8 protein-coding genes are annotated in these 14,192 nt (G+C 43.7%); 3 read left to right on the top strand and 5 right to left on the bottom strand.

From position 1 onward, the window contains the following. Window positions 1-142: 142 nt before the first annotated feature. From eboC to V7K42_RS03580, 3 genes are all read right to left on the bottom strand, one after another. A complete protein-coding gene (eboC, locus tag V7K42_RS03590) occupies window positions 143-1,075 on the bottom strand; it encodes a UbiA-like protein EboC (RefSeq protein WP_334913608.1) in 933 nt (310 codons plus the stop codon). 82 nt (window positions 1,076-1,157) lie between these two features. Beyond that, a complete protein-coding gene (locus V7K42_RS03585) occupies window positions 1,158-2,063 on the bottom strand; it encodes a TatD family hydrolase (protein WP_334913606.1) in 906 nt (301 codons plus the stop codon). A gap of 81 nt (window positions 2,064-2,144) precedes the next feature. Beyond that, on the bottom strand, window positions 2,145-3,065 hold the full coding sequence (locus tag V7K42_RS03580) for an EboA family metabolite traffic protein (RefSeq protein WP_334913604.1): 921 nt from the start codon (window positions 3,063-3,065) through the stop codon (window positions 2,145-2,147). 473 nt (window positions 3,066-3,538) lie between these two features. On the opposite strand from V7K42_RS03580, the gene V7K42_RS03575 reads away from it, so the two are divergent. Next, window positions 3,539-4,741: a 3-dehydroquinate synthase gene (locus V7K42_RS03575; RefSeq protein ID WP_334913603.1), complete on the top strand. Its 1,203-nt coding sequence runs from the start codon at window positions 3,539-3,541 to the stop codon at window positions 4,739-4,741. 6 nt (window positions 4,742-4,747) lie between these two features. Here V7K42_RS03575 and V7K42_RS03570 read toward each other — a convergent pair whose 3' ends face one another. Then, on the bottom strand, window positions 4,748-5,446 hold the full coding sequence (locus V7K42_RS03570) for a YdcF family protein (protein WP_334913602.1): 699 nt from the start codon (window positions 5,444-5,446) through the stop codon (window positions 4,748-4,750). A gap of 312 nt (window positions 5,447-5,758) precedes the next feature. Here V7K42_RS03570 and ctpB point away from each other — a divergent pair, with 312 nt between their 5' ends. Both ctpB and V7K42_RS03560 read left to right on the top strand, forming a co-directional pair. Beyond that, entirely contained in the window at window positions 5,759-7,099 is a 1,341-nt protein-coding gene (ctpB, locus tag V7K42_RS03565) for a carboxyl-terminal processing protease CtpB (protein ID WP_334913600.1), read from the top strand. A gap of 148 nt (window positions 7,100-7,247) precedes the next feature. After that, on the top strand, window positions 7,248-8,237 hold the full coding sequence (locus V7K42_RS03560) for a glycosyltransferase (protein WP_334913598.1): 990 nt from the start codon (window positions 7,248-7,250) through the stop codon (window positions 8,235-8,237). A gap of 387 nt (window positions 8,238-8,624) precedes the next feature. On the opposite strand, the gene V7K42_RS03555 is transcribed toward V7K42_RS03560, so the two are convergent. Then, complete coding sequence (locus V7K42_RS03555; RefSeq protein ID WP_334913596.1) at window positions 8,625-14,126, bottom strand: calcium-binding protein; 5,502 nt, start codon at window positions 14,124-14,126, stop codon at window positions 8,625-8,627. Between the last annotated feature and the right edge of the window lie 66 nt (window positions 14,127-14,192).

Genomic DNA, 14,192 nt, shown 5'->3' with positions numbered 1-14,192 from the left:
GTAATATATAAAAATAAATCGCAGAGAGAGGAATTAGAGATTTCTAGCACTCATTTTTAGATTGCTATATTCGTGGGTAAGGGCGCACATTTATGCGCCCGTATAGTGAATTAATGGTATTACGGGGTGTGGACATTCAAGTTTAAGTAACAGCAAATACTTTTGCTAACTTCATCGAAAATGGTAGCAAAATTAGAACGGATAAACCGTAATACAAACCAGCAAAACCAGATGCAACGGTTGCATCTAAGACTATTAGAGATAAAACACCTATTTTGACAGCATTGCGGATATTTTCGGCTATCGGTTCCCGCGCAGCTTTGATAAAATTAGGCAAGATTCGGATAGCTAATAAAACAGCAAATGGTAGTGCTGCGATCGCTGTATACTCTCCTAATAATCCTAAAGCTAAAACTGCTGTCAAAACTATTGCAATCAGTAGTAGTGCAACTACTCCCGTAATTTTCTTACCTCCGTGAACTTCCCCCTGGCTAATTGCGGTGATAGCAGCAATATAAATAACTGGAATCAGCGCTAAATACCAACGTTCTCCTATTATTGCTGGTACAGCACTTACGCCTAATAATAAGTTACTACCACGACACAAACCCATATTTAAAGGGCCGAAAAAACGATGATGTTTTGCGAGCGAATCATACAGGAGGCATGAAAGAATGATGAATGTAGCGATCGCAGCACTCAACAACGATACTTGGAAAGCAGCTATAATGCCGATGGCAAAAAGTATACTCCCCAATAAAGCAGCATTTTGACGAGATACGCGACCACTGGGAATTGCTCTATTGGGTCGCTCTTTTGCATCTAATTCCGCATCGAAAACATCATTAAAAACTATACCACCACCGTATAAACCAGTTGTTGCTAATAGCAACCAAGCCAATGGAATTAGTGTGGTGAAACTTGCTTCTCCATTGATTAATTTAGCAAAAATCATCCCAGAGCCGGAAGCAGCAAAACCAACAAGAATATCCGCCCAAGCAGTAACAATATTAGCAGGACGCATCAATTCCAGATAACCCCGCCAGCTTTGAAAATTTAAGCTTGCAACATTCACTTATCTGCCTCCATGCCTACTAATTTCTTAAAATTAAGATAGAAATATCTTTTACAATCCCCCATACCCCAATCCCAATTTTTTACTCAATCAACACATAATCTGAAACTGATTTGATTCCTGGTTCCTGTCCCCGTAGCACCGAATTACCACTAAACAACTGACGCTGATCGACAGATTGCGGATTGAGCCAGTCTGATGCTTTCATTTGCCCAGTTTGACTGTAAGCAGCTAGAGCATTTTCATAACAAACTGCTCGCACATGTTCTTTAGTAATGCCCCTATCTAACATTAACTGAGCCGTTTTCGGAACTGCCAAAGGATCGCTAATACCCCAATCAGCACTACTATCTACAATGATCCGATCGCATCCATATTTGCGTACAACTTCTACCATTCTGGCGTTACCCATCTTCGTTTGTGGATAAATAGTGAAAGCCGCCCAAAAACCTCTTTTTAATACTTCTTCAACGGTTTCCTCGTTGTTGTGATCGATAACTACTTGTGAAGGATCTAAGCCATATTCAATACAGCGTTCCATACTCTGAATAGCACCCGCTTTCTTATTACGGTGGGGAGTATGAATTAGTACCAACATATCGAGTTCTTTGGCTAATTCTAGCTGTTGACAAAAGTACTTATCTTCTACTTCTGTCATGTCGTCATAGCCAATTTCGCCAATAGCAACAACTCCTTCTTTACAGGCAAAAAGTGGTAGCAGTTCTATAACTTCTGCCGCTAATGCCTCATTGTTAGCTTCCTTCGGATTTAGGCCGATTGTGCAGTAATGTTGGATGCCAAATTGACTAGCACGAAACCTCTCCCAACCTACAAGACTGCTGAAGTAGTCTTTAAATGTGCCCGCGTTGGTTCGCGGTTGTCCTAACCAAAAAGCCGGTTCAATAACGGCAACAATGCCATATTCCCGCATTACTAAGTAATCGTAAGTAGTACGGGAACACATGTGAATGTGAGGATCGATAAACATGACGGTGTGGTTTGATAATTGGGCATTGGGATTAGGGGAGAGGTGATAGGTGACAGGCGATCGAGAATAATCTGTAACCTGTTACTTATTCTCTTCTTCACTCCCTTCTATTTGTAAACAAAGAGGCGTTGGCACGCAGGCATCGCGGCTAAAACTGCTCCAAGTCAGATTACCTTGTTGAATGGATGACTGTAAATCTGGGTAACGAGAAAGTAGTGCTTGGGCTTGGGGTAAAGCAGATTCAGCACAAGCTAACGCTGCTGCTTGTTGCTCATCTGCATCTCCACTAGCTAGAACTTTTTCCAAATCTGTGATGATGGTGCTATCTGCAAACCGCCCTACAGGTCGCCAAAGTTCTGGCGTAACTGAGCGTTTAGCTGCCCAACGTTCATGAGCATAATCTGCCAACATCCTCGCCAATTCTGGGTTAGCACGCCGATCGAGTCCCCAAATTAGATGCAAAGGACTGCCGACAAACACAGCCTTTAGCACCATCTGATTCCAAGCAGCATTATCTAAATAATCGGCTGGATAAGGGTTACGTAGGGCTATGGCTTGGAATACATTACTCATATTGCTGCGAATTCCCTCAGCAGCGCGGTGGCGATGTAATTCTGGATGTGGTAATAAGGGCAAACTTTGATACAGGGCAACTAACTCCCCCATATCGGCAGTAGAAAAGACTCGATCGAGCGATCGCACATACCCCTCAGCATCATCGTGGGGCAAAGCTAGAAGCAAAAGTGTGCGACCTGCTCGATCTACACTCCAATTACCAGGATACCAACCGGGAATTACATCCTGTGCTGCTTTCAAGTCCTGGAATGTTAGCTGCAAATCCTGTTTACCTAGATAGCGCGGCACAGCACTAAATGCCGTGAAAAAAACTCTCTCAGCAGCGCCGCTAGTAATCTGGGACTGCTTCTGCTCCAGCCAAGCAAAAGCTTTGTCTGAAACAGACTTTAACAGCCACTGATGCAGTAAGTTGTTTACTTTACTCATGATGAATTTCAGGAGAAGTTGCCCAACTTTTTTGTGACAACTAAGTATAAAATTTACCACTAAACTTGATAATTTGTGATTAAAGCAGCTAGATAACATACTACTAATATCAGAACTTCATGGAATCTATAAAAATCTCCTAACTTTAAAGAAGATATTGTAAAGATATAATTTTGATTAGGTAAAATTTAAATTTATCTTACGGAAAAATTTTAGAATTTTTGTGTAATGATGATATCTATTGCCAACCTCAGATATACAATCTAGGCATCAATCAAATTAGACATTAATGTTATTTGGAACTTTATCCTACTAGGTAAAAGCAGTTACAGAACCTATTTTTTTAGTATTTATACTTGTCTAGTAAATTATTTATATATTGAAGTTCTCAATTTAATTATTGTGTTAATTCTGCTGCTAACTTTAATTTTATTGCCTCTATTTCCTGTTAGTTAAAAACTTCTAATATCCCAATGACTATTCAACAAAAAACTGCTCTGACTCTGCAACCAATTAACCAACGTGTCCGCGTCACGTTCAATTATGATGTTCATTTCACTAAAGGTCTGTTTGAGTTAGATAATCCTTTACTAGCACAAGCGATCGCTACAGAAGGAGAGACAACTCCAAAACAAGTGCTAGCAGTGGTAGATGAAGGATTTTTACAGTATCAGGATAGGTTGCTAGAAAAATTATCAGTTTACGCCCAGTATTATGGAAATGCGATCGCTTTGGCTGGTGAGCCGATGGTAGTTCCGGGCGGAGAAGCTGTCAAAAACGATACTAGATTTATAGAGCAAATTCATCAGCGAATCAATGCAGCTGGATTGTGTCGTCACTCATACGTCTTAGCAATTGGAGGTGGTGCCGTACTAGACATGGTAGGATACGCAGCAACAACGGCTCACAGAGGAATTCGGCTGCTACGAGTACCAACAACAGTATTAGGGCAAAACGATTCGGGCGTAGGAGTAAAGAACGGAATCAATGCCTTTGGTAAGAAAAACTTTTTGGGTACATTCATGCCACCTTATGCTGTCTTGAATGACTTTGATTTTCTTACTAGCCTTGACGATCGAGATTGGCGATCGGGTATTGCAGAAGCGGTAAAAGTTGCGCTGATTAAAGATGCAGATTTCTTCGATTTCATTATGACTAATGCCAAGAAATTGGCTAACCGAGACATGGACATAATGGAAAGGCTGATCTATCGCTGTTCGCAGTTACATTTAGAGCATATTGCTGGTAGCGGCGATCCCTTTGAAATGGGTTCATCGCGTCCTTTAGACTTTGGACACTGGGCTGCTCACAAACTAGAGCATTTAACTAACTACAGCTTACGTCACGGCGAAGCTGTAGCGATCGGTATTGCTTTAGATACAACCTATTCATATTTAACAGGGCAACTCTTACAATCTGAGTGGCAAAGAGTTATGAGTACACTCAGTAAATTAGGCTTTACTTTGTACGTATCAGCACTGACAGAACAATTAGATCGACTAGACCATCCCCATTGTCTATTTAGGGGGCTTACCGAGTTTCGCGAACACTTGGGAGGAAAATTGACAATCACCCTTTTACAAAGAATCGGACAGGGAATAGAAGTTCATCAGGTGGATTTGTCTTTATATAGAGATGCTATTTTGATGCTGCAAGATTGGGAACTTTCGCATTAACTCTCCTTATCTCCCCAACCCCCCTTGATGTTCGCAATGAAAACCTTTATGCTCCCAAGCTTGCATATCTACTTGGGTAAGTCTTGTGACATTTGAGCATTGCGGTTGAATAATTTGACTTAAAATCGCCCACAACAGGCTGCGGGTTAAATCTAATGCAGTTTTACGCCAAGATTCATTATTACCAGGAATACCCAACTCCTCAACAATCTGTGGCTCTACCCAAATACCATGAGCGCCCAAGAGAATCTGTGCCATCCATTTGGCTCTGGGTAAGTGACTTGGCGAAGTAATCAACATGACTTTATGCACTCCCCAACGCCGGAGAATCGGGATACCATAATAAAAATTTTCAAAAGTAGAATTCGCGCACTTTTCTAACCAAACATTTTGTAACTCTGCTAATTCCGGCTGAAAAATTAACCATATACAAGGATCTGGGGAACCATGAGAAATTAAAATTGGGGTTTGCGGGTATTGTTTGGCTTGTTGGGCAACATAAATTTCTCGACGAATACTGCCACCAAGCACAAAGAAGGCATCTACTGGCTGTGAAGAAGCAAAAACTAAGGTTATAGTAGTAAAAATCAGCCAACTGCCCAAAATAAAGTACAATACGCCAGTTAGTTTTTGTAACAATTGCCACAGATTAGCAATTTTTTTTTTAATAGAAATTAACGATTTGATGGTAAATTTACGTTTCATGACTTTGGTAAGAAAACCTGATTTAATAGCTGTCTAACAGTCCTGCAATTGAGCGATCAAAGTGCTATCTTATAAAAGTAATGAATCAGTACAAAGATGACGCTAATCAAAGTGTCACATGTTAAGTATAGCCTTCCGGAGACGGCTAACAAACTGAGAAATGGTTGTTAATAATGCAGTATTTTCGGCATCATTACAACAATAAAAATCATGAAGAGAGCATAGCTTAGTTTGGGGTATAAAAACTTAAAAATTTCTGGAAAGCCTGATTGCTAAACTGTCAACAACACAATTATTCCAGCTAAATTATACATGAACCAATCTGCGAAAAGTTACTCACCGCTCCAAGTAGCCTTGATTGGTGGAGCGATCGCCACAACTGCTACAATGTCTGTGTTCGGCCCCGCTTGGACTCGTGGTGTTCGTGCTGCTCTAGCCCTACAAGACAGCCCGAAAGTGATAGTTGACCAAGTATGGCAACTGGTGAACCATGAATATGTTGATGGCAAATTTAATCAACAAGATTGGCAAGCAACCAGGCAAAGCCTGTTGAGCAAAGACTATTCTTCGCGAGAAGAAGCATACACTGCCATCCGCGAAGCTTTACAAAAGTTGGGAGATCCTTACACTCGATTCATGGATCCCAAACAGTTTGAAGCCCTGACTAGCCAAACATCTGGAGAAGTCTCTGGTATTGGTGTTCGGATGGAAGTAAACGAAAAAACTCAGCGCCTCACTGTTGTCGAAGCCATAGAAAATTCTCCAGCACTGAAAGCTGGGATCAAAGCAGGCGATGAAATTTTGGCGATTGACGGCAAATCCACTCTCAAAATGAAAGTGGATGACGCTTCCAAGTTAATTCGCGGGAAAGCGGGTAGTCCCATCAAGCTACGACTGGGACGAGCAGGGCAAAATGCCTTTGAGTTGAAGCTAACGAGAGCAAGTATTGAAGTACCAACGGTACGTTATACCCTCAGACAAGAAGGAAATCGTCGCGTTGGTTATATCCGTTTGCGAGAATTTAGCGCCCACGCCGCAGATCAAATGCAACGAGCCATCCGCGATTTGAACAGTAAGAAAGTTGATTCTTATGTCTTAGATTTGCGGGGAAATCCTGGCGGTTTGTTACAAGCGAGCATTGAAATTGCGCGTATGTGGTATGATAATGGCGGAATTGTCAAGACAGTAGACCGTGTAGGCGGCACTGAGGAAACTAAAGCCAATCGCACTGCTCTAACAAATCGTCCCTTGGCAGTCTTAGTGGATGGTAATTCAGCTAGTGCTAGCGAAATTCTCACAGGGGCACTCAAGGATAATAAGCGGGCGGTAGTCGTAGGTGGTCAAACCTTTGGTAAGGCCCTAGTGCAGTCAGTTCATGAACTTGCAGATGGTTCCGGCTTGGCTGTCACCATTGCCCATTACTATACCCCGGCAGGAACAGATATTAACCATAAAGGGATTGCCCCAGATATCAAGCTAGACTTGACGGAGGCACAAGAGCGGCAGTTAGCTTCTAATCCAGATTTAATCGGAACTAAGAGCGATCCGCAATATGCTCGGGCGATCGCAATTTTATCAAATAACAACTTTGCCCAGCCGCCAGCAAATCAGCCCACTCGACCCATGAGCCGCGCCGATAGCTTGAAATTTTAGATTGACGCAAATGATTTCTTACCAGGTGTTTATATAGTAGTATTCCCAAGTCCAGATTTTTGGAGTTACGAAAACTACTTAGATATACCGTTCTAAGATTTTGGTTTGGGAATACTAGCTAGTAATCCCAAACCAAAATTTCAGATTTATGAATCATCAGCCAGTTGATGCAACCACCACCACCAGTTTTTTACCAATGGTGTCGGTGGTTGTTCCTATTTATAACGGTGAGGCGGATTTACCAGAATTAATCAATTGTCTGTTGTCTCAAACTTACCCAAAAGAGCGGGTCGAGTACTTGTTGGTGGACAATAACAGTAGCGATCGCACTCTCAGTAACCTCAAAACATCTGCTGAAAACTGCCCAATTAAAATTCGCCCCTTGAGCGAAAACCAAATTCAAAGCTCTTATGCTGCTCGGAATACTGGAATTCGCGCCACTACGGGTGAAATTATGGTTTTTACCGATGCAGATTGTCGCCCACAACCGCAATGGCTAGATGCATTAATTCAGCCTTTTGTCAACAAAGAAGTGGTAATTGTCGCTGGAGAAATTTTGGCATTACCAGGCAAAACTCTGCTAGAACAACACGCAGACCGTGAAGAAACTTTGTCGCAAAAGCATACCCTTAACCATGCCTTTCGTCCCTATGGACAAACGGCTAATTTGGCGATTCGACGCATAGCCTTAGAAAAAGCGGGTTTATTTCGTCCTTATCTTACTACTGGTGGCGATGCCGATATTTGCTGGCGGATTTTGAGGGAAAACATCGGGCGTTTGGAATTTGCTCCAGATGCGATCGTTCAGCACCGCCATCGCGCCACACTTCAAGAACTGCAAAGTCAATGGCGGCGTTATGGACGCTCAAATCGCTATCTGCACGAATTACATGGTGTAGATTTGATGCGAGAGATGACACCCAAAGAATACGGCTATCGTTTGTTACGTTGGTTATTGAAAGAAATACCAAGGGATATTAAAAAGGCGCTGGCGCAGCCCACCGCAGGCATCACAAGTCAAGCCACCCTTGTAGATTTATTAAATACCCCCATTGGTTTGTTCACAGCGAGGGCGCGTACTGCTGGACAAAGAGATGCTAAGCTGCCAGATAATGCCAAGATAATCGATCGACTGTAATGGAATAGGGGCGCACAAATATGCGCCCCTATTCCATTACCTATAATTCTCTCTTATGCGAATGGCACTAAGTTAAGCTGAAGAGTATGCAGCGTAAAGATTGCAGAGGGGCAGGGGGGCAAAGGTGCAGAGGGGAATTTTTAAATATCCGAACGCAATACCTAAAACTTCTTCTTTCTCCCCCCCCCTGCTCCCCTGCACCCCTGCACCCCTGCTCCCCTGCTCCCCTGCTCCCCTGCTCCCCTGCTCCCCTGCTCCCCTGCTCCCCTGCTCCCCTGCTCCCCTGCTCCCCTGCACCCCTGCACCCCTGCTGCCTCAACGATTTTCCCTTTACAAGCGTGCCATTCCTCTCTTATACTTTGCAAGTCAGCGAAGGGACAATAATTATCATCCTAGATTGCTGAAATCCCACAGAGTAAGGGTATTGGCTTTTACTCCAATGAGTGTGGCTAAGAGTTCACCATCCTGTTTACTGATTAGAGTATCACTGCTATTAGTGCCAATACCTTGAGTAATAGCGAGCTGTTCAAAGGTCAGACCACTCATTAAACCGATGTAATCGCTACCGACCGTAAAGTTGAAAATAGTATCATTCCCAGACTCGCTTGCCAGCACAAACATATCACGACCGCTACCGCCGTACAATGTATCTTCACCTGTTCCACCATTCAAGATATTGTCACCACCTGTAAGATAGTCGTTGCCACCCCTGTTGTAGATTGGTTCCTTACCGTCATTACCGAAGAGATAATTATATCCGCCCTGTGCTTGGGGGATATCGGCATAAAGTACATCGTTACCAGCACCACCATCTAGCGAGTTGTTACCAGCACCACCGGAAAGTTGATCGTCGCCGTCATTACCAAAGAGATAATCATCTCCATCCTCGCCTTTCAGGATATCGGCATTGTCGCCACCCTGAAGGTTGTCATTACCACTGCCTCCATAAAGAGTGTCGTTACCTTCTTGACCAAAAAGTTGGTCGTCACCTTCACCGCCTATAATCTGGTCATCACCCAATCCACCATCTAGGTAATCATTATCAGCGTCACCATCAAGAATATCGTTACCTGCGCCGCCGTAGAGTTGGTCGTTGCCCGATCCGGCCAGGATTTGGTCATTGCCTAACCCACCTTCTAGGTAGTCATCGCCAGCACCCGCATTAAGAATGTCGTTCCCTTCTTGACCAGAGAGGAGATCGTTGCCATCGCCTCCCAAGAGATTGTCATCACCGACTCCACCATATAAGTTGTCATTATCAGCGCCGCCATTCAGGGTGTCGCTACCGTCTTGACCGTAAAGGTAATCATTACCTATACCTCCGGTCAGTTGGTCATCACCGTTTCCACCTTCAAGGTAATCATTGCCAACACTGCCATCAAGGATGTCATTACCGTCTCGACCATATAGTTGGTCATTGCCGTCGCCACCATCTAATTGATCGTCACCAGCGCCACCATCTAAGTAGTCATTGCCAGTCTGCCCTAGCAACTTATCAGCATCATTACCCCCATAAAGGAAATCATCGCCGATGCCACCATCGAGGTAGTCACGCCCTTGCTGACCGAAGAGTTGGTCATCACCCGTGCCCCCTTCAAGACGGTCATCGTCATTGCCGCCATCAAGGTAGTCCTGACCAGCTTGACCGTAAAGGCGATCGCTACCATCTCTACCATAGAGATAGTCATCTTCAGTACCACCATCCAGGAAGTCAGCGCCAGCACCACCATCTAGGATGTCGTAGCCTTGCTGACCGTAGAGGCGATCGTTACCTTCATTGCCATTGAGTTCGTCATTGTCTAACCCGCCATCAAGGTAGTCATCGCCAGTATTACCGTTAAGTAGGTCATCACCAGCTTGACCGTAAAGGCGATCGCTACCTTCATTACCATTGAGTATGTCATCCCCCGATCCACCATCGAGGTAGTCATCACCCACTTGCCCTAAAAGGGTATCTATACCAGTATCTCCGTAGAGAGCGTCATTTCCCGCTCCACCATTGAGGTTGTCATCACCAGCTTGACCGTAAAGTTTATCGTTACCGTCGTCGCCATAAAGTAGGTCATTATTATCACCTCCATCTATGAGGTCATTGCCTAATCCACCATGTAAAGTGTCTTCACCGACTTGACCATAGAGGCGATCGTTACCGTCGTCACCATTGAGTTGGTCATTACCGTCACCCCCATCCAGCAGGTCATTACCCAACCCGCCATTTAAGGTGTCTCTGTCGTCTTGACCGTAAAGTTGATCGTCTCCGTCTCCGCCAGTGAGGTAGTCCTCGCCGATGCCACCATCGAGGAGGTCATCGCCTGTGCCACCTTGAAGATAGTCATTGCCTTCCTGACCATAAAGTTGGTCATTATCTTCCTGACCATAAAGATTGTCATCGCCTGTGCCGCCTTCGAGATAGTCATTGCCAGCATCGCCATTTAAGGTGTCTCTGCCGTCTTGACCGTAGAGTTGATCGTTGCCGTCTCCTCCATTCAAGTGGTCATTGCCAGCTTCACCTTTGAGGAGGTCTTCATCAGCTTGACCATATAGGTTGTCGTTACCGTCTCCACCGTAAAGGCGATCGCTTCCTGTACCACCATCAAGCCAATCGTCGCCTGCTTCACCGTAAATTAGGTCATTGCCACCCAATCCACTGAGGATATTCTTGCCAGCGTCGCCGAAGAGTAAATCCTCAAATTCTGAACCTTCGAGGTTTTCAATGGCTTGGAGGCGATCGCCTTTGGCATCTCCAGCCCAACCAGTACCTGTTGTGAGACTAACAGATACAGGTGTTGCTGAGGTGAAATAGGAAGCTGTGTCATTGCCTTCTCCACCATTGAGATTATCGGCATCCGTACCGCCAACGAGGAAATCGTCACCGTTTTCGCCAGAGAGAGTGTCTTTACCACCTTCGCCAAAAATGATGTCGTTGCCATTTCTGGCGTTAATAACGTCATCGCCATTTCCAGCGTGAATGATATTGGCTTGGGCATCACCGATGATTTCATCATTGAAGGCAGAACCGATGACGTTTTCAACGTTAAAGATTTGGTCAGTACCACCAAAACCATCCTTAGCGTAGTTTTGCTCTAAGTTAACTATGACTTGGTTAGGATCGCGGCGGTAGCTGACAGTATCAATGCGATCGCCTCCGTCAAGGGAGTCATTGCCAGCATTGCCAACTAACAAATCATTCCCGACTAAGCCTGAGATGCGGTTATCTAGGCTGTTGCCAATTAGAACATCATCAAATCCAGAGCCGATGATATTTTCTAGATTTCGTAGGGTATCTGTAGTGCCAAAGCCATCTAAAGCTTTGCCTGCGGCGATCGTAAAGTTTGGTTCTGTGTCGGTAGGTATGAGGCTGGTTGTAACTATAGTTGTGTGGAAAGTTCCGCCAGGATTTTGGTAGTTCTGTGCTTCATTAATATTTACAACTACACCACTGGGGGAGTTGTCGTAGCTGACGGTATCGATTTCAGTATCACCATCAATTAGGTCATTACCTGCTTCACCCAGCAGTAAGTCATTGCCAGCATCCCCAAACAGCTTATCATCGTCAGCACCGCCGTATAGAGTGTCAGCATCAGCCCCACCGTATAAACTATCAGTACCAGTATCGCCCGCTAGCTCGTCATTCCCCTTACCGCCATCCAGGACATCGTTATCTAAACCACCAGCAAGGATGTCGTCATCGTCTCCACCTTCTAGCAGATCATCCCCGTTACCACCACTGAGAGAGTCATTTCCCAAACTACCATAGATTTTGTCATTACCTGCTTCACCAGAGAGGGTATCGTTGCCGTTTTCACCATAGATTTTGTCATTATCCTCCCCAGCTGCCACAAAATCATTACCATCTCCCGCTGTGATGGTATTGGTGTTAGCATCGCCGATAATATAATCATTGAAGGCGGAACCGATAACATTTTCAACGTTATAAATAACGTCAGTACCGCCAAAGCCGTCTTTAGCTTGCTTGGCAACCAAATTGATGTTAATCGAACCTGGGTCACTGTGGTAGCTCACAGTATCAATCCCCTCACCGCCGCTAAGGGTGTCGTTCCCACCTTCTCCCTTTAGCGTATCACTACCAGAATTGCCTAATAGTTGGTCTGCACCATCTCTACCTTCTAGAAGATTGGCGGCATCATTGCCAATAATGACATTATCTAGATCGTTACCGTAACCATCGCTGGCACCATTTCCTATAATATTCAAGTTCTCGACGTTAGATCCTAAAGTATAGCTGCTGCTTGAGGATTGAACGGTATCTATGCCGCTTGCAGTGTTTTCAATGACAACATCACCTACATTGTCTATCCAATAAATGTCATTACCTAGTCCACCACTCATTGTATCGACACCTGCGTAACCATAGAACGTATCGTTACCTCGTTCTGTTCTAGTGACTAATGCATCATTACCATTCGTGCCTTTAATGATGTAAAAATCATCAGGATTTAAGCCCAGAAGATCGATCAGATCATCTGCATTAGTAGGGACATTAAAGATTGTAGTTTTGGAAAAACGATAGCCATCAGTTGATATCGGAATAGTCGCACTACCACCAACTAGCTTGGAGGCGTTGAGAATTGGCAACTTTTGTTTGTTAAACAAGGAAATATCAACGAGATCAGTATTTGGATTGATTGTAAAGCCCAACTTAATCTCAGTGCCAATATTAACTTTGAACTTGCCAGCTTCAAGAGTTGCTGAGAGATCTGCATACAGTCCATAATTCAAAACGTAACTGGCTTTGTTATAACCCCAATCAAATTTAACAGTTGCTTTACCATCGCCATCGGTGTCTAGAAATTTCTTAAGCTCAGTTGTGTTTAATACTTCAATACTGTTTGAAGATCCGTTGCTAGTTCCACTAAGATTCAGAGATTTGCCGTTTTCAAAGGTAGCGCTAGAACTTTGTTCTGAAAGATTTAATTTTCCATCATATTTAATCTTCAAGCTGGACTCAATAGAAAGGTCTAAAAGTTTGTAGTCAACACTATAGCCACTACCCTCAATATGTTTTGCTAGAAGATTGAGATATGGAAATGCCTTTGCTCCCAGTTTGTTTAGACTAGCACCCAGCGTGAACAAAGGGATTTCTCCTGATAAAGATCCGTCCGAGTTGATCTTTATCCCCTTATAGATATTTCTGAGATCAGATGTTATTTTTATGCCTTCAAACTCACTTTCAAGTATGCCCTTACTAGTCTGCTTTTTTCCATATATACCTGTAGCTTTCCCTTCGATTATCTTCTTTATACTGAGATCGACCAGGGAAATTGAGATAGGAGGAGCTGTTTTGATACCACTAAGAATTCCAAATCGAGGTAAATCAACAGTCTTACTTGCTGTTCCCAAACTGCCTTTGATTTTACCATCAAAGGCTAAGGCTCCAATGTCAAGGTTCGCAAGCAGACTTGCTTTAAGATAAGCTTCGGGTAACTTGACTGACACACTCGGATTACCACTAAATGCTGATATTGTTTTAGCAGATAATTTAATTCCATTCCCCCCACTACTGGGAACAGAAGCGAGTAATTCTGTTGAACCTGTTTGCTTGACACCAATTTTGACACCACCCAGATTGTAGCCTGCCGATTCTATTAGAAGTCCAGACTTGGCATAAACTCTAGCCAGAATAAGCTCACCAGAAGCCTCTATTTTTGCTCCAGATAGCTTAAATCCATCAGAAAATTCCTCGCTATAACCGCCGTTAAATATCTTTTGAACTTTTGGATAGTCTTTAAAGAGAGCTTGAAAATCCTTACTGCTTGTGTCGATTCCGATAAACTTGTTTTTTACATCAAGCGCTTTAAGACCAGCAGCTTGGTTGAAATCAAGATTAACTGTCTGAGCATCTCCAGTAACATTTAGCTTTAATGGCATAGTAAATTTTAGGTGTAGAGTTTATAGATGCGTTTTCCGAAACAAGTTTTGAGCTATGGTCGCCCC

The organism is Nostoc sp. (assembly GCF_036917455.1).
Classification (GTDB): domain Bacteria; phylum Cyanobacteriota; class Cyanobacteriia; order Cyanobacteriales; family Nostocaceae; genus Nostoc.
This window is presented reverse-complemented; position numbering and strand designations above follow the sequence as displayed.